We start from the raw sequence: 18032 nt of genomic DNA, 5'->3' as shown, positions 1-18032 counted from the left end.
AATGTCATGAGTAAACTGTTGGATCGCTTTCGTTACTTTAAACAAAAGGGCGATACGTTTGCCGACGGGCACGGGCAAGTCATGCACACCAATAGGGATTGGGAAGACAGCTATCGTCAACGCTGGCAGTTCGATAAAATTGTCCGCTCGACCCACGGCGTCAACTGTACCGGCTCATGCAGCTGGAAAATCTACGTTAAAAACGGCCTGGTCACCTGGGAAACCCAGCAAACTGACTATCCACGCACCCGCCCGGACCTGCCTAACCATGAACCTCGCGGATGCCCGCGCGGTGCCAGCTATTCCTGGTATCTTTACAGCGCCAACCGCCTGAAATACCCGCTGGTGCGTAAACGCCTGGTCGAACTGTGGCGCGACGCCCTTTCCCGCCAGCCCGACCCGGTACTGGCGTGGGAATCCATTATGCACGATCCGCAAAAGTGCCAGAGCTACAAACAGGTACGCGGACGTGGCGGATTTATCCGTTCCAACTGGAAAGAATTAAATCAACTGATCGCCGCCGCTAACGTCTGGACGGTGAAAACCTACGGCCCGGATCGCGTAGCCGGATTCTCCCCCATCCCTGCCATGTCGATGGTCTCCTACGCAGCGGGGACACGCTATCTGTCGCTGCTCGGCGGCACCTGTCTGAGTTTCTATGACTGGTACTGTGACTTGCCTCCGGCCTCACCTATGACCTGGGGCGAGCAGACTGACGTGCCGGAATCCGCCGACTGGTATAACTCCAGCTATATCATTGCCTGGGGCTCAAACGTTCCGCAGACCCGTACGCCAGATGCTCACTTCTTTACTGAAGTCCGCTATAAAGGCACCAAGACCATCGCTATTACGCCGGACTACTCGGAAGTTGCCAAGCTGTGCGATCAGTGGCTGGCACCGAAGCAAGGCACTGACAGCGCGCTGGCGATGGCCATGGGTCACGTTATCCTCAAAGAATTCCATCTTGATAAGCCCAGCGACTACTTCATCAACTATTGCCGCCGTTATACCGATATGCCGATGCTGGTGCTGCTGGATGCCCGGGAAGACGGTAGCTTTGTACCCGGACGGATGATGCGCGCCTCGGACCTCGTCGACGGACTGGGTGAAAGTAATAACCCTGAATGGAAAACCGTGGCCTTCAACAACGCCGGTGAACTGGTGGTACCGAATGGTTCTATTGGTTTTCGCTGGGGCGAAAAAGGCAAATGGAACCTCGAGTCGCTGGCTGCCGGCACGGAAACAGAACTGTCCCTGTCATTACTCGGCCAGCATGATGAGGTGGCGGGTGTGGCGTTCCCCTATTTTGGTGGTAACGAAAATCCGCATTTTCGCAGCGTGAAGCAGGAGCCGGTGCTGGTGCGTAAACTACCGGTTAAGCACCTTACCCTCGCTGATGGCCGCCGTTGTCCGGTGGTCAGCGTGTACGATTTAGTCCTGGCGAACTACGGGCTCGATCGCGGACTCGATGATGACCTCGCGGCCCGTGATTACAGTGAGATTAAAGCCTACACCCCGGCCTGGGGCGAACAAATCACCGGCGTGCCTCGCCGTCATATCGAACAAATTGCCCGTGAATTTGCCGATACCGCGCACAAAACCCATGGTCGTTCGATGATCATCCTCGGGGCAGGCGTCAACCACTGGTACCACATGGACATGAACTACCGTGGGATGATTAACATCCTGGTATTCTGTGGCTGTGTCGGTCAAAGCGGCGGCGGCTGGGCGCACTATGTCGGACAGGAAAAACTGCGCCCGCAGACCGGCTGGTTACCGTTGGCCTTTGCGCTGGACTGGAACCGCCCTCCGCGTCAGATGAACAGCACCTCGTTTTTCTACAACCATTCCAGCCAGTGGCGCTATGAAAAAGTCACCGCCCAGGAGTTGCTCTCTCCGCTGGCCGACGCGTCGAAATTTACCGGACATCTGATCGATTTCAACGTCCGTGCCGAGCGTATGGGCTGGCTGCCTTCTGCCCCACAGCTCAACCTGAACCCATTATCCGTTAAAGCCCGAGCGGAACAGGCAGGATTGTCTCCAGCGGAATACACCGCGCAGGCGCTGAAGTCCGGTGATATCCGCATGGCCTGTGAGCAACCGGACAACGGCAGTAACCACCCGCGTAACCTGTTTGTCTGGCGTTCGAACCTGCTTGGCTCCTCCGGCAAAGGGCATGAATACATGCTCAAATATTTGCTGGGTACCGAAAGTGGTATTCAGGGTGAAGCACTGGGCGAAAGCGATGGCATTAAACCTGAAGAGGTGGAATGGCAAACGGCGGCCATCGAAGGCAAGCTTGACCTGCTGGTCACGCTTGATTTCCGTATGTCCAGCACCTGCCTGTTCTCCGATGTCGTGTTGCCGACCGCCACCTGGTATGAAAAAGACGACATGAATACCTCGGATATGCATCCGTTTATTCACCCCCTGTCAGCGGCGGTTGATCCGGCCTGGGAATCCAAAAGCGACTGGGAGATTTACAAGGGCATTGCCAAAGTGTTCTCCGAGGTCTGCGTGGGGCATCTGGGCCAGGAAACCGATGTGGTGCTGCAACCGCTCCAGCATGACTCTCCGGCAGAGCTGTCGCAGCCGTTTGATATTCAGGACTGGCGCAAGGGTGAATGTGACCTCATTGCCGGTAAAACGGCGCCCAATATTACGGTTGTCGAACGCGACTACCCTGCCACTTACGAACGCTTTACCTCGCTCGGTCCGCTAATGGATAAACTGGGTAACGGCGGGAAAGGCATCTCGTGGAACACCCAGACTGAAGTCGATTTCCTCGGTAAGCTGAACTACACCAAGCGTGAAGGCCCGGCGAAAGGCCGACCGCTGATCGACACCGCGTTGGACGCGTCTGAAGTGATCCTCGCGCTGGCGCCAGAAACCAACGGTCAGGTGGCGGTGAAAGCCTGGCAAGCCCTGGGGGCGATGACCGGGCGTGATCACACGCATCTGGCTCTGAACAAAGAAGACGAGAAGATTCGTTTTCGCGATATTCAGGCACAGCCGCGCAAAATCATCTCCAGCCCAACCTGGTCGGGTCTTGAAAGCGAGCATGTCTCCTACAACGCCGGCTATACCAACGTACACGAACTGATCCCATGGCGCACCCTGTCCGGTCGCCAGCAGTTGTATCAGGATCACGCGTGGATGCGTGCCTTTGGCGAAAGCCTGGTGGCTTATCGACCGCCAATCGATACCCGTAGCGTGACGGAAATGCGTGAGGTTCCACCGAACGGCTTCCCGGAAAAAGCGCTGAATTTCCTGACGCCGCACCAGAAATGGGGCATCCACTCCACGTACAGCGAAAACCTGCTGATGCTGACGCTGTCGCGCGGCGGGCCGATTGTCTGGATCAGTGAAACCGACGCCAAAGAGCTGGGGATCGAGGATAACGACTGGATCGAAGCCTTCAATGCCAACGGTGCGTTGACCGCCCGTGCGGTGGTCAGCCAGCGTGTACCGCCGGGAATGACCATGATGTACCACGCGCAGGAGCGAATCATGAATATCCCCGGTTCTGAAGTTACCGGCATGCGCGGTGGTATTCACAACTCAGTGACCCGCGTGTGTCCGAAACCCACGCACATGATCGGCGGCTATGCGCAACTGTCCTACAGCTTTAACTACTACGGCACCGTCGGCTCTAACCGCGATGAGTTCATCATGATTAGAAAAATGAAAAATATTGACTGGCTGGATGATGAAGGTCGCGATCAGGTACAGGAGGCGAAAAAATGAAAATACGCTCACAGGTAGGCATGGTTCTTAATCTGGATAAGTGCATCGGCTGCCACACCTGCTCCGTCACCTGTAAAAACGTCTGGACCGGACGTGAAGGTATGGAATACGCATGGTTTAACAACGTCGAAACCAAACCGGGGATTGGTTACCCCAAAAACTGGGAAGATCAGGAAGAGTGGCAAGGCGGCTGGGTTCGCGACGTTAACGGTAAAATCAGACCGCGCCTGGGCGGCAAAATGGGCGTGATCACCAAAATTTTTGCCAACCCGGTGATCCCGCAAATTGATGATTACTACGAGCCGTTCACCTACGATTACCAGCATCTGCATAGCGCACCGGAAGGCAAACATCAGCCCACCGCCCGTCCGCGTTCGCTGATTGATGGCAAACGGATGGACAAGATTATCTGGGGGCCAAACTGGGAAGAACTGCTCGGCGGCGAGTTTTCTAAGCGCGCGCGCGACCGTAACTTCGAGAAGATGCAAAAGGAGATGTACGGCCAGTTCGAAAACACCTTCATGATGTATCTGCCGCGCCTGTGTGAACACTGCCTGAACCCGAGCTGTGTGGCGACCTGCCCGAGCGGTGCCATCTACAAGCGTGAAGAAGACGGCATTGTGTTGATCGACCAGGATAAATGCCGCGGCTGGCGTTTGTGTATCAGCGGTTGCCCGTATAAGAAAATCTACTTTAACTGGAAGAGCGGCAAGTCGGAAAAATGTATTTTCTGCTATCCGCGCATTGAATCCGGCCAGCCGACGGTGTGTTCAGAAACCTGCGTCGGGCGCATTCGCTATCTCGGCGTCTTGCTGTACGACGCCGACCGCATTGAAGAAGCGGCCAGCACCGAGCATGAAACCGATCTCTACGAGCGCCAGTGCGACGTGTTCCTCAATCCGAACGATCCAGCGGTTATTGAAGAAGCGCTGAAACAGGGTATTCCGCAAAACGTGATTGACGCCGCCCAACGCTCGCCGGTCTACAAAATGGCAATGGACTGGAAGCTGGCGCTGCCGCTGCATCCGGAGTATCGCACCCTACCAATGGTCTGGTATGTGCCGCCGTTGTCACCGATTCAGTCGATCGCCGACGCCGGTGGCCTGCCGCACAATGGCAATATCCTGCCCGCGGTAGAATCGCTGCGTATTCCAGTGCAATACCTCGCCAACATGCTCAGCGCGGGCGATACCGGCCCGGTGCTGCGCGCGCTGAAACGTATGATGGCGATGCGCCACTACATGCGCTCGCAAACCGTTGAAGGTGTCACCGATACCCGCGCCATCGACGAAGTCGGGTTGAGCGTGGAGCAGGTCGAAGAGATGTATCGCTATCTGGCGATTGCCAACTACGAAGACCGCTTCGTGATCCCGACCAGCCACCGCGAAATGGCCCGTGATGCCTTCCCGGAGAAAAACGGCTGCGGCTTTACCTTCGGCGATGGCTGCCACGGTTCAGATACCAAATTCAACCTGTTCAACAGCAGCCGCATTGATGCTATCGACATCACCGAAGTGCGCGATAAAGCGGAGGGTGAATAATGCAGATCCTCAAGGTTATCGGGCTGTTGATGGAGTATCCGGATGAATTGCTGTGGGAATGTAAGGACGATGCGCTGGCGCTGGTCGCCAGTGATGCACCGATGCTGAGCGAGTTCACCCGCGAATTGTTAAGTGCCCCGCTGCTGGATAAGCAAGCCGAATGGTGCGAGGTGTTTGACCGGGGGCGCGCCACCTCGCTGCTGCTGTTTGAACATGTTCATGCGGAATCACGCGATCGCGGTCAGGCGATGGTTGACCTGCTGGCACAGTACGAAAAGGTCGGGTTACAGCTCGCCTGCCGTGAGCTGCCTGATCACCTGCCGCTGTATCTGGAGTATTTGAGCGTGCTGCCGGAGGCAGAGGCTAAAGAGGGATTGCAAAATGTCGCGCCGATCCTGGCGCTGCTTGGCGGGCGCTTAAAGCAGCGTGATACCCCATGGTATCAGCTGTTTGACGCCCTTCTCATGCTGGCGGGCAGTCCGCTTTCAAGTGACAGTGTCACGAAACAGGTCGGCGCAGAAACCCGTGACGATACCCGCCAGGCGCTCGACGCTGTATGGGAAGAGGAACAGGTGAAGTTCATTGAGGATAACGCCACCGCCTGTGACAGTTCACCGTTGCAAAGCTATCAACGGCGCTTTAGCCAGGACGTGGCGCCACAGTATGTTGACGTCAGCTCGGGAGGCCCGAAATGATACAGTACCTGAACGTCTTTTTTTACGACATCTACCCGTATCTGTGCGGGACAGTGTTTATCCTCGGCAGCTGGCTACGCTACGACTACGGCCAGTACACCTGGCGCGCCTCCTCCAGTCAGATGCTGGACAAACGCGGCATGGTGTTGTGGTCAAACCTGTTTCACATCGGCATTTTGGGGATTTTCTTCGGCCATCTGTTTGGCATGTTAACCCCGCACTGGATGTACGCCTGGTTCCTGCCTATCGCAGTGAAGCAGCAAATGGCGATGATTGCGGGCGGGATTTGCGGCGTGCTGACGCTGGTCGGCGGCGCGGGTTTGCTGGTTCGTCGTCTGACGAATTCGCGAATTCGCGCGACATCCTCTACCGCTGATATTCTGATCCTGTGTGTTCTGCTGGTTCAGTGTATCCTCGGTCTGACCACCATTCCGTTCTCAGCACAACATCCGGACGGCAGTGAAATGCTGAAACTGGTGGGCTGGGCGCAGTCGGTGGTGACCTTCCAGGGCGGCGCGTCTGCGCATCTGGATGGCGTGGCGCTAATTTTCCGCGTCCATCTGGTTCTGGGGATGACCATCTTCCTGCTGTTCCCGTTCACCCGTCTGGTCCACGTGTGGAGCGCGCCGGTCGAATATTTCACCCGTCGTAACCAGATCGTCCGTTCTCGCCGATAAATTCGCGTTGTATTGCCAAATCCGGCCTACAGGGAGATTCCGTAGGCCGGATAAGACGCAGGGCGTCGCCATCCAGCATTTTGCACGTTATGATGCTTCTCCACTCCAGGGAGAACGCCAATGAAACCACAGGTTTACCACGTCGATGCCTTTACTCCACACCCATTTCGCGGCAATTCCGCAGGCGTTGTGCTGCATGCTGACGGACTGAGTGAGGCGCAGATGCAGCTGATTGCGCGTGAACTGCGTCATTCTGAAACCGCTTTTCTGCTCACCAGCGACGACAGTGACGTGCGTATTCGCTATTTCACGCCAACGGTCGAAGTACCTATCTGTGGGCACGCCACCGTCGCCGCACACTATGTTCGCGCCAGCGTGCTTGGACTGGGCACTACGACCGTCTGGCAAACGTCGTTGGCCGGGCGTCACCGCGTTGATATTCATGCTGAAAATAACGGCTATCGCATCAGTCTGGAACAGGGTACGCCGACTTTTGAGCCGCCGCTGGAGGGACCCACGCGTGCAGCCATCATCGCCGCTCTGCATCTGACCGAAGACGATATACTGCCGGGACTGCCGCTCCAGATTGCCTCGACCGGACATTCGAAAGTGATGATCCCGTTGAAACCGGAGGTCGACCTCGACGCCCTGTCCCCGGACCAGTCGGCATTAATCGCGATCAGCCAGCACATTGGCTGCAACGGCTTCTTCCCGTTTCAGATTCGACCAGGGGAAAATGCCACTGATGGTCGGATGTTTTCACCGGCGATTGGCATTGTGGAGGATCCGGTCACCGGCAATGCCAATGGTCCAATGGGCGCATGGCTGGTGCACCACAACCTAATGGCTCATGACGGAAAAATCTTGCATGTTCAGGGGCATCAAGGCCGTGCGCTGGGACGCGACGGCATTGTCGAGGTGACGGTGGCAATCCAGGACAATCAGCCGCAAAAAGTGACGATTACCGGTGCGGCGGTGATCCTGTTTCATGCCGAATGGGCGATAGATTTTAATTGAGTCGGTAGGCCGGATAAGACGCATCGCGTCGCTATCCGGCAAATCATCACCCTATTTACCCGCCTCCGGATGCGTATCAAACGCCGCCATCACCGTTGCCAGTTCCGCCTCGGTAAAGCCGTGTTTGGCATCATCAACTCCCAGACCAAAGCGGTCCTGTAACAGGGCATACAGGCTCGCGACGTCAGGTAAGTTAATCTGCTCTACCGCATGGCCCGCTTCATAGTGCGTAAAATGGAAGTTGGTCAGGGTCAGCTTACCGCCGTCTGGCAGATGACGACACATCAGCAGGTGATGGCGAAAATGCGACTGTGGCCAATGCGCGGACCAGAAGTTACCTATCAGATGATCGCTCTGATGCTGAGTGACCAGATCGAAGTGGTACATCGATTGCCAGTGCTCATGATGACGGAACTGCAGGATCCAGTCCTCGTCTTCCCGAATCAGCCGGTATTCACCGTGCGGTGTCTGCTGTTCAATGTCGGCCTGCAGACGAATCGGCGCGGTTAGCGTTTGTCCGCCAAAACCAACATCGGCAATCCACGCTTCACCTTGTAATTCGACCAGTAACAGTCGATGCGTGCGCGGCGGCAAGCTGGGCGGATTTGCCAGCACCACCCGCCCAAGTAAACTGCGCACGGTAAAGCCAATCTCCCGCAGCGCACGCTCAAATACCCCATTCTGCTCAAAGCAATAGCCGCCGCGACGCGCGCCCACCAGTTTCTCTTCCAGCGACTGATCGTCGAGCTGCATTTCTCGCGGCAGCAGCACATCGAGATTTTCAAACGGAATCGCACCGTTATGCAGTAAATGCAGCGTCTGCAAAGTGTCAATGTTGACGTTAGCCGTACCTGACCAGCCAATACGGGAAAAATAAGCGGTTAAAAAAGGCGTCATACCGGATCCCTGTGCGTTGAATGTTGTACTTATAACGCATTTTTCATTTTCCGCCGTCGATTTTGTGCGCTCCCGTCGTATACCGGGCGACAAAATCGCTAATCCCGTTAATATCTATATTAATTGTGTGCACTATCCACTCAACTGAGGATCCACCATGAGTCATTTCCGTCCGGTTGAATTACACCATGCCAGCCGACTGTTAAATCACGGTCCAACGGTCTTGATAACCAGTCGTGATGAAAATACGCAGCGGCGAAATGTGATGGCGGCGGCGTGGTCCATGCCCGTTGAGTTTGACCCGCCGCGTATTGCCATTGTGGTGGATAAGACCGCCTGGTCGCGTGAACTCATTGAACGTAGCGGCATGTTTGGCATTGTCATTCCCGGCGTGGCGGCAACTAACTGGACCTACGCGGTGGGCAGCGTTTCTGGTCGCGTGGAAGATAAATTTAACTGCTACGGTATTCCGGTAGTCAAAGGTCCGGTGCTGAGCTTACCGCTGATAGAGGCTAAATGCCTGGCGTGGATGGAGTGTCGCCTGCTGCCTGCAACATCTGCGCAAGAGAAGTATGACACCCTGTTCGGCCAGGTTGTTTCCGCTGCAGCGGACGATCGCGTCTTTGTCGACGGACGCTGGCAGTTCGATGATGACAAACTCAACACCCTGCATCATCTCGGTGCGGGCACCTTTATCACCAGCGGAAAACGCATTACTGCAGGTGAGTGATCGGAACGGATGACAGCCCACCTGTCATCCACGTTTTTTTATTCTACTTTTTCTTAAAACTTCCAAAAAAAACAATTGGATAAAACAGCCACCGTGACCTTGCCGATTCATTCATGTGAATTATAGTTAAGTTTGCTCTAATTCAAATATTTAACCAAAACGCTATCCGTAGACACCGCACGTCCTGAAGTCTCTGAGAGGATTTACGATGCAACTTAATAGAATCGCACAAAGTTTACTCCTGGCTGGGTTATTAACATCGTTTACCGCCCCTGTTATGGCTGCTGAAGCGCCAAAAGACGCCACTGCCGCCACGCAACAGGCCAACAATGCGCTATACAATCAACTGCCCTTCTCTGATAACACCGACTTTACTGACGCCCATAAAGGCTTTATCGCCCCGATTCCTCAGGAGGTGATTAAAGGTGAGCAAGGTAACGTGGTCTGGAACCCGCAACAGTACGCCTTTATTAAAGAAGGTGATAAATCACCGGATTCGGTTAACCCAAGCCTGTGGCGACAGGCTCAGCTAATCAACATCAGCGGACTGTTTGAAGTAACGGATGGCGTCTACCAGATCCGTAACCTCGATTTGTCGAACATGACGATTATCGAAGGTAAAGAAGGCATCACCGTGGTTGATCCGCTGGTCTCTGCTGAAACAGCTAAAGTAGGGATGGATCTTTACTTTAAAAACCGGGGTAACAAACCGGTTGTAGCGGTAATTTACACCCACAGCCACGTTGACCATTATGGCGGCGTACGCGGCGTTGTTGATGAAGCCGACGTGAAAGCGGGCAAGGTGAAGATTTATGCGCCAGCTGGCTTTATGGAAGCCGCGGTGGCAGAAAATATCATGGCCGGTAACGTCATGAGCCGTCGCGCCAGCTATATGTACGGTAACCTGCTAAAACCGGACGCCAAAGGCCAGGTCGGCGCGGGGCTCGGCACCACCACCTCTGCGGGCACGGTTACTCTGATTGCACCCACCAATATCATTGAGAAAGATGGGCAAAAAGAAGTTATCGACGGTCTGACCTATGATTTCATGTTGGCACCAGGCTCTGAAGCCCCGTCGGAAATGCTGTGGTACATCGAAGAGAAAAAGCTGATTGAATCTGCCGAAGATGTCACCCATACCCTGCACAACACCTACTCGCTGCGCGGCGCTAAAATCCGTGAACCGCTGCCGTGGTCAAAATACATCAACGAAGCGATTGTGCGCTGGGGGGACAAAGCTGAAATCCTGATGGCGCAGCACCACTGGCCAACCTGGGGTAACGACAAGGTCATGACACTGCTGAAAAGCCAGCGTGACTTGTACCGTTACATCAACGATCAAACGTTACGTATGGCCAACGAAGGTCTGACCCGTGACGAGATCGCTGCGAACTTTAAACTGCCGGACTCGCTGGCACATACCTGGGCCAACCGGGGCTACTATGGCTCTGTTAGCCACGATGTGAAAGCCACCTACGTGCTGTATCTCGGCTGGTTTGACGGCAACCCGGCAACGCTTGATGAATTGCCACCGGAAGAAGCCGCGAAGAAATTCGTCGACTATATGGGCGGTGCCGATGCTATTTTGCAAAAAGCGAAAGCCGACTATGACCAGGGTAACTACCGCTGGGTGGCGCAGGTCGTGAGCAAAGTGGTGTTTGCCGATCCGAACAACCAGGCCGCGCGTAATCTGGAAGCCGATGCGCTGGAACAATTAGGCTACCAGGCTGAATCCGGACCGTGGCGTAACTTCTACCTCACCGGCGCACAAGAGTTGCGTAACGGCGTGATCAAAGGGCCAACCCCGAATACCGCCAGCCCGGATACCGTCCGCGCGATGACGCCAGAAATGTTCTTTGACTATCTGGCAGTGCATATTAACGGGCAGAAAGCGGGCGACGCGAAATCGGTATTCAACATCGACCTCGGTAGCGACGGCGGTAAATACAAGCTGGAGCTGGAAAACGGTGTGCTAAACCACACCGCCAATTCTGAAGCCAAAGACGCAGACGCAACTATCACGCTCAACCGTGACACGTTGAACAAAATCATCCTTAAGGAAGTGACGCTGAAACAGGCTGAACAGAGTGGCGATGTGAAGGTGACCGGTGACGGCGCTAAACTTGATTCTATGCTGGGCTACATGGATAAATTCGAGTTCTGGTTCAATATCGTTACCCCTTAAACATAACGTACAACGGGCGGATTATCCGCCCGTTTTCTCTCACATACTGTAACCCGGTTTTTTAATCAGCGTATCCATGTGCGGTGCGATTTCCCTATCCCACACCTGCTGCCAGACTTTTGGGTCAACCTCATTGAGCGCGACGCTCACCGAGCTGTCTTTACTTTGCAGATGGCGAACGATCACCTCGGTAATCTCCGCCGCCAGCGCGGATTTTTGTTCGTCATTCAAATCGCGGGGAAAACATTTAATATCAACGTGCGGCATAGCAGGTTCCTTATTATTGTCTTTACGCGGACTCGCGTACGATAAGATGAAATCCGACATCGATAATATCGTCTTCACGAGGAATGTGCTCAATTCTGTCGGCGAGCAGCGAGGCGGCCCGCTGTCCAATGGCACGTCGGTCTACGCTGACGGTGGTAATTGCCGGGCGATTGCTAGCGGCAAAATCAAGATCGCCAAAGCCCACCACCGCTAAATCGTGTGGTACCGCCAAACCACGGCTTTCCGCCTCCATAATTGCCCCCTGCGCGAGGGTATCCGAGCTACAGACAATCACATCAAATTCGCTGTCGGCAAAAAGCTGCGTCAAGCCACTGCGTCCCAACGCCAGCGAAGCCGGAAGCGGCACATCCACCTGCGGCACCGTGGTAATGCCATGGCGACTCAACACATCACAGAGTCCGTGTTTACGCTGACCGGCGCGGCGATCGGCGGTCCATAACAGGCCCGGGCGACGATAACCTTTTGCAAGGAGATAGTCAGCCACCGCCTGCCCGACTTTTTCGTGCGAGAACCCCACCAGCATATCGATGGGGGTTGGCGTCAAATCCCAGATTTCCACCACCGGGATGGCGGCGTTGAGGATCACTTTTTTCAGCTCAACGGTGTGGTGGATACCCGTGAGCACCACGCCGTCCGGTCGACGAGAAAGCAGCGTCGCTACCAGCTCGGCTTCGGTTTGCTGCGTATACCCAGCCACGCACAGCAAGATGTGATACCCACGTTCAGCCAGTTCGTCGCTCAACGACTGAATGGTATCGACAAACATATTGTTGTTAATTTGTGGGACCACTACCGCAATCAGTTTGCTGCGGCGTGAGGCCAATCCCCCCGCCAGTGCGTTGGGAATATACCCGGTGGCGCGAACGGCCTGCATCACCTTTTCTACTGTTTTCGGGCGCACCATTTGCGGGGTATTCAGCGCCCTGCTTACGGTCATTGGCGATAATCCCGCGGTGCGGGCAACATCTTCCAGCGTTGGTGCGCGGGGAGGTCTGGAATTTTTCACGGTTGATGCCTTTGTAAAAATCGCCGATGGATTTGTGCATTATTCATCATGATTTCAGCCATTGCCAGCATCCCTGGTGCATAACGCTGAGAAAACAGCAGCTTAGTGAAATAACACCATGTGAAATGTTAGCGCCATCATAATGATTTGTGCATTTTCACACAATGCATTGGAATGTGATGCTGTTTATAAAAACAGCCCCTGTTATCTCCGCATTTGTGATCGATTGTTCAAATCAGAAGCAATTTACTGGCGTAATGATTGCGCCATCATTAAAAATGTTAGCGCAATCATTTTGTAACCACCAGGAGAGAACAAGATGTTACTAAGTGCGAATTCCGATGCCGTAACTTATGCCAAAACGGCCAACGCAAAAACAGCGGCTGAAACAGGCGACCGTATTGAGTGGGTAAAACTGTCTTTAGCCTTTCTGCCGCTGGCAACGCCAGTAAGCGATGCCAAAGTGCTCACCGGTCGCCAGAAACCGTTAACTGAAGTCGCCATTATCATCGCTGAGATCCGTAGCCGTGACGGATTTGAAGGGGTGGGATTTAGCTACTCGAAGCGCGCAGGCGGTCAGGGTATTTATGCGCATGCCAAAGAGATCGCCGATAATCTGCTTGGCGAAGATCCGAACGATATAGACAAGATCTACACCAAATTGCTGTGGGCCGGCGCTTCCGTTGGCCGCAGCGGGATGGCGGTCCAGGCCATCTCCCCTCTCGACATCGCCCTGTGGGATATGAAGGCCAAGCGCGCGGGCCTGCCGCTGGCAAAACTGCTGGGCGCACATCGCGACTCCGTTCAGTGCTATAACACCTCCGGAGGATTCCTGCATACGCCGCTGGATCAGGTGCTGAAAAACGTGGTTATCTCCCGCGAAAACGGCATTGGCGGCATCAAACTGAAAGTCGGTCAGCCAAACTGCGCCGAAGATATTCGTCGCTTAACCGCGGTGCGTGAAGCGCTGGGCGATGACTTCCCGCTGATGGTTGACGCCAATCAGCAGTGGGATCGGGAAACCGCCATTCGCATGGGACGCAAAATGGAACAGTTCAATCTGATCTGGATTGAAGAGCCGCTGGATGCCTATGACATTGAAGGCCACGCTCAACTGGCTGCTGCGCTTGATACACCGATTGCCACCGGCGAAATGCTGACCAGTTTCCGCGAGCACGAGCAGTTGATCCTCGGCAACGCCAGTGATTTTGTGCAGCCCGACGCCCCACGCGTGGGCGGTATTTCTCCATTCCTTAAAATTATGGACCTGGCGGCAAAACACGGGCGCAAGCTGGCTCCACACTTTGCCATGGAAGTGCACCTGCATCTGTCCGCCGCTTACCCACTTGAACCGTGGCTGGAGCATTTTGAATGGCTGAACCCGTTATTCAATGAACAACTGGAACTGCGCGATGGTCGGATGTGGGTTTCAGATCGCCATGGTCTGGGATTCAGTATTAGCGAACAGGCACGCCGCTGGACGCAGTTAAGCTGTGAATTTGGCAAGCGCCCTTAACGTATCTGGCGGGGAATAATACCCGCCCTCTTTCCCTACAGAAACGCTCTCAAACCTAATAACAGGAGTGGGTGATGAACACAATAATAAAGCGCACTAAAGTGCGTTACAGTATTTTGATATTTCTGTTTCTGGCCACCGTATTTAATTATGCCGATCGTGCAACGTTATCCGTTGTCGCACCGATTATGAGTAAAGAGTTGGGTTTTGACCCTGAAGCAATGGGGCTGGCCTTTTCTGCATTTGGTATTTCATACGTCATTATGCAATTGCCAGGCGGCTGGTTACTGGACCGTTACGGCTCTCGCCTGGTGTACGGCTGCGCGCTGATCGGCTGGTCGCTGGTGACCATGTTTCAGGGCACCATTTATCTGTATGCCAGTCCGCTGATCGTATTGATTATCTTACGTCTGATGATGGGCGCTATCGAAGCCCCCGCCTTCCCCGCCAACAGTCGCCTGAGTGTACAGTGGTTTCCTAATAACGAGCGCGGGTTTGTCACCTCAGTTTATCAGGCAGCGCAATATATCTCGCTAGGCATTATTACGCCGCTGATGACCATCATATTGCATAATTTGAGCTGGCATTTTGTCTTTTATTATATCGGGGCAATTGGCGTTATTCTGGGTATATTCTGGCTGGTTAAGATCAGAGATCCGATGCATCACCCGAAAGTTAACCAGCAGGAACTTGACTACATTCGTAATGGCGGTGGCGAACCATCGTTGGGAAATAAGAAAGAACCACAAAAAATCACCTTTGCGCAGATTAAAAGCGTTTGCGTCAACAGGATGATGATCGGTGTTTATATCGGGCAGTTCTGTGTCACATCCATTACCTGGTTCTTCCTGACCTGGTTTCCGACTTATCTGTACCAGGCTAAGGGAATGTCGATTCTCAAGGTCGGGTTTGTCGCCAGTATTCCTGCGATTGCCGGTTTTATCGGTGGATTGTTAGGTGGCGTGTTCTCTGACTGGTTATTGAAACGCGGCTACAGCCTGACGGTTGCCCGCAAGCTGCCGGTCATCTGCGGGATGCTGCTTTCCTGCGTGATTGTTATCGCCAACTACACCTCTTCAGAATTTGTGGTGATTGCCGCCATGAGCCTGGCATTTTTCGCCAAAGGTTTTGGCAATCTGGGCTGGTGCGTACTCAGCGATACCTCACCAAAAGAAGTGTTGGGCATTGCCGGAGGTGTGTTCAATATGTGCGGCAACATGGCCAGTATCATCACCCCACTGGTTATCGGCGTCATCCTTGCCAATACCCAGTCGTTTGATTACGCCATTTTATACGTCGGCTCGATGGGGCTGATTGGGCTGTGTTCGTATCTGTTTGTCGTCGGACCGTTGGATCGTATTACCCTGACGCCGTCCGTCGCGTGATTTAACCGTATGGCGATATTTCGCCCGCTGTTCCGGGACTTGCACTCCTGCGGAACAGCGTTTTTTTACGGCTACGATTTGCTCAGCGCTCGCTGCATCGAGGTTAGCCATTTTCCCGCGGCGCATAGCGCGCCCCGGTTCACAGCACCTTCGACAAAAACTGCTGCGTGCGCGGATGACGCGGATGATTCAGTACCTGCTCGCTGCTACCCTGCTCGACGATTTTACCATCGACCATAAACACCACCTGATCCGCCACCTCCCGGGCAAAACCAATCTCGTGCGTCACCACCACTAACGTGGTACCGGACTTTGCCAGGCCTTTAATGACATCCAGCACTTCGCCCACCAGTTCAGGATCAAGCGCGGATGTCGGTTCATCAAACAGCATCACACGCGGGTTCAACGCCAGCGCACGAGCGATGGCGATACGCTGCTGCTGCCCGCCAGATAAATGGCGTGACCAGGCATCGGCTTTATGCCGCAAGCCTACCGCATCCAGCAGGGTTAATGCCCGCTCGGTAGCGGATTTCCGTGACGAGAGTCCGTGAGCCACTGGCGCTTCAATCAGGTTCTCCAGTACCGTTAAGTGTGGGAAGAGATTAAAGTTCTGAAACACATAACCCACGTTAATGCGCTGGCGCAGAATGTCTGCCTCTTTCAGTTCATACAGCTTGTCTCCCTGTCGGCGATAACCTATATAGTCGCCGTCAATCTGAATGAAGCCTTCATCGACGCGCTCCAGATGGTTGATGGCCCGCAGTAACGTGGATTTTCCCGAACCCGATGGCCCGAGAATAACCGTTACCGTACCAGGCGGGATCTCCAGCGACACGTCATCCAGCGCTTTATGGCGGCCGAAGGACTTGCTGACGCCAGTAATGGAAATATGGCCTTCAGGCGAGTGGGACATGGACGACCTCCTGAGGCGTAAGTTGACGGCGACCTTTAACTGCGCGGCTGACGCGGGTGGTATTGATGGCTGAGCGCCGTTCGCTGCGGGCCAGCGCGCGTTCAACCAGGTGTTGAATCAGCGACAGAACGCTGGTGATCGCCAGATACCACACCGCCCCAACCATCAGCAACGGGATCACCTCCTGGGTACGGTTGTAGATCATCTGGATGGTGTAAAACAGCTCCGGCATCGCCAGCACGTAAACCATCGCCGTGCCTTTCGCCAGGCTAATAATTTCATTGAAGCCGGCAGGCAAAATGGTGCGCAGCGCCTGCGGCAGGATAATGCGCAGCGTGCGTCGCCAGGCAGGTAAACCCAGCGCTGCCGCAGCCTCATACTGGCCGTGATCGACACCGAGAAATCCGCCACGAATAATCTCGGCGGTATAGGCGCTTTGCACCAGCGTCAAACCCACTACCGCGGTAGAAAACTGACCCAGTACATTGATGGTCGCGAAGCTGCCCCACTGAACGTGGGTGAAAGGAATGCCAATCGTCAGCGTGTCGTACAGATACGAGAAGTTGTATAAGATTATCAGCACCACGATCAGCGGCAGCGAGCGAAACAGCCAGATGTATCCCCAGGCCAGGCTATTCAGCAGCCACGATGATGAGAGACGTGCCAGTGCCAGCAATCCACCGAACACCACACTCAACAGTGTGCCGATAAGGGTCAGCAGCAACGTTTGCCCCAGACCGGACAAAATCACCGGGTCGAAGAACCAGCGGGCAAACACGCCCCACTCCCAACGCGGATTAAACGCCACCGACTGGATAATCACCGCCAGCACAAACAGCGCGACTATCGCACCTGCCGTGCGCATCGGATAGCGTGCCGGGACGACTTTGATGGTTTCCGTCGTTTTCATTTTTTCTCCTCAGGCAATTTTTGCCTGACCTGCGATGGTCAACAGTTTGGTAAAGCGCAGCCGACCGTCAAACGGCGGCAGGCTGTACTCTTCCGGGTTACGTGCAATATCAAATTGTGGATCGTACCCCTGACGCAAATAGAGCTGAACGGCCTCCGGTTGGCGAAACCCTGTCGTCAGGTAGATACGGCTGTAGCCCGCCAGTAGCGCCCGTCGTTCCAGTTCCTGTACCACGCGCGCCGCCAGCCCCTGCTTACGCAGGGTGCTTTGGGTCCAGATGCGTTTAATCTCAGCCGTGTCTTTGTCGTAAGGTTTGTAGGCCCCGGTGGCGATAATCTCGCCGTCGCGCTCCAGCACCACAAAGATCCCCTGCGGCGCCAGATACCATTCAGTCAATTCAACTTCAGCATCACGGGAAAAATAATCGCCATAGCGCGCGGCATATTCAGCAAACAGACCGTTCAGAATCGGCTGCAGTTCTGCCGCCTCCGGCGAGACCACGCGGAATTGATCGCTCACGTTACC

15 protein-coding genes are annotated in these 18032 nt (G+C 54.6%); 9 read left to right on the top strand and 6 right to left on the bottom strand.

The window, feature by feature from the left end; all coding sequences use genetic code 11:
• Positions 1–6 precede the first annotated feature (6 nt).
• The 5 genes from IB214_RS11750 (at position 7) to IB214_RS11730 (ending at position 7677) form a co-directional block, all read left to right on the top strand.
• The gene (locus IB214_RS11750) at positions 7–3747 is read left to right on the top strand and encodes a nitrate reductase subunit alpha (RefSeq protein WP_117342801.1); all 3741 of its coding nucleotides are present in this window, start codon (positions 7–9) and stop codon (positions 3745–3747) included.
• Entirely contained in the window at positions 3744–5288 is a 1545-nt protein-coding gene (gene narH, locus IB214_RS11745; RefSeq protein ID WP_115258480.1) for a nitrate reductase subunit beta, read from the top strand. Before IB214_RS11750 ends, narH begins: the two co-directional genes overlap by 4 nt.
• Entirely contained in the window at positions 5288–5983 is a 696-nt protein-coding gene (narW, locus tag IB214_RS11740; protein WP_115258479.1) for a nitrate reductase molybdenum cofactor assembly chaperone, read from the top strand. The genes narH and narW overlap by 1 nt, the downstream gene beginning before the upstream one ends.
• Complete coding sequence (gene narI / locus IB214_RS11735) at positions 5980–6660, top strand: respiratory nitrate reductase subunit gamma (protein ID WP_096757016.1); 681 nt, start codon at positions 5980–5982, stop codon at positions 6658–6660. Before narW ends, narI begins: the two co-directional genes overlap by 4 nt.
• Positions 6661–6780: 120 nt before the next feature.
• Positions 6781–7677 carry a PhzF family isomerase gene (locus IB214_RS11730; RefSeq protein ID WP_117342802.1) on the top strand — a complete coding sequence of 299 codons (897 nt, stop codon included), beginning with the start codon at positions 6781–6783 and terminating at the stop codon, positions 7675–7677.
• 51 nt (positions 7678–7728) lie between these two features.
• Here IB214_RS11730 and nhoA read toward each other — a convergent pair whose 3' ends face one another.
• Positions 7729–8574, bottom strand: a complete 846-nt coding sequence (gene nhoA, locus IB214_RS11725; RefSeq protein ID WP_096757014.1) for an N-hydroxyarylamine O-acetyltransferase — start codon at positions 8572–8574, stop codon at positions 7729–7731.
• 157 nt (positions 8575–8731) lie between these two features.
• On the opposite strand from nhoA, the gene IB214_RS11720 reads away from it, so the two are divergent.
• Together IB214_RS11720 and IB214_RS11715 are read left to right on the top strand one after the other, a co-directional pair.
• A complete protein-coding gene (locus IB214_RS11720; RefSeq protein WP_117342803.1) occupies positions 8732–9304 on the top strand; it encodes a flavin reductase family protein in 573 nt (190 codons plus the stop codon).
• Between the two features lie 208 nt (positions 9305–9512).
• Positions 9513–11489, top strand: a complete 1977-nt coding sequence (locus IB214_RS11715; RefSeq protein WP_117342804.1) for an alkyl sulfatase dimerization domain-containing protein — start codon at positions 9513–9515, stop codon at positions 11487–11489.
• Between the two features lie 39 nt (positions 11490–11528).
• On the opposite strand, the gene pptA is transcribed toward IB214_RS11715, so the two are convergent.
• Positions 11529–11756 (bottom strand): tautomerase PptA, encoded by a 228-nt coding sequence (pptA, locus tag IB214_RS11710; RefSeq protein ID WP_117342805.1) that lies wholly within the window; start codon positions 11754–11756, stop codon positions 11529–11531.
• A 22-nt stretch (positions 11757–11778) separates the two neighbouring features.
• The gene (locus IB214_RS11705) at positions 11779–12783 is read right to left on the bottom strand and encodes a LacI family DNA-binding transcriptional regulator (protein WP_096757010.1); all 1005 of its coding nucleotides are present in this window, start codon (positions 12781–12783) and stop codon (positions 11779–11781) included.
• A gap of 319 nt (positions 12784–13102) precedes the next feature.
• Here IB214_RS11705 and IB214_RS11700 point away from each other — a divergent pair, with 319 nt between their 5' ends.
• Together IB214_RS11700 and IB214_RS11695 are read left to right on the top strand one after the other, a co-directional pair.
• The gene (locus IB214_RS11700) at positions 13103–14299 is read left to right on the top strand and encodes an L-talarate/galactarate dehydratase (RefSeq protein ID WP_117342806.1); all 1197 of its coding nucleotides are present in this window, start codon (positions 13103–13105) and stop codon (positions 14297–14299) included.
• 74 nt (positions 14300–14373) lie between these two features.
• Positions 14374–15684 carry an MFS transporter gene (locus tag IB214_RS11695; RefSeq protein WP_117342807.1) on the top strand — a complete coding sequence of 437 codons (1311 nt, stop codon included), beginning with the start codon at positions 14374–14376 and terminating at the stop codon, positions 15682–15684.
• Between the two features lie 139 nt (positions 15685–15823).
• Here the strand turns inward: IB214_RS11695 and IB214_RS11690 are convergent, their stop codons facing one another.
• From IB214_RS11690 to IB214_RS11680, 3 genes are read right to left on the bottom strand one after another with little or no spacing between them, the layout of a single operon-like run.
• Positions 15824–16597: an amino acid ABC transporter ATP-binding protein gene (locus IB214_RS11690; protein ID WP_117342808.1), complete on the bottom strand. Its 774-nt coding sequence runs from the start codon at positions 16595–16597 to the stop codon at positions 15824–15826.
• Positions 16581–17507 (bottom strand): amino acid ABC transporter permease, encoded by a 927-nt coding sequence (locus IB214_RS11685; protein ID WP_117342809.1) that lies wholly within the window; start codon positions 17505–17507, stop codon positions 16581–16583. Before IB214_RS11685 ends, IB214_RS11690 begins: the two co-directional genes overlap by 17 nt.
• A gap of 9 nt (positions 17508–17516) precedes the next feature.
• The gene (locus IB214_RS11680; protein WP_096757005.1) at positions 17517–18026 is read right to left on the bottom strand and encodes a GNAT family N-acetyltransferase; all 510 of its coding nucleotides are present in this window, start codon (positions 18024–18026) and stop codon (positions 17517–17519) included.
• Positions 18027–18032 lie beyond the last annotated feature (6 nt).

Source organism: Citrobacter sp. C1, from assembly GCF_014596895.2.
Taxonomy (GTDB): Bacteria; Pseudomonadota; Gammaproteobacteria; order Enterobacterales; family Enterobacteriaceae; genus Citrobacter; species Citrobacter gillenii.
Note: the sequence above shows the minus strand (reverse complement) of the source record. Positions and strands in the feature narration are given on the sequence as shown.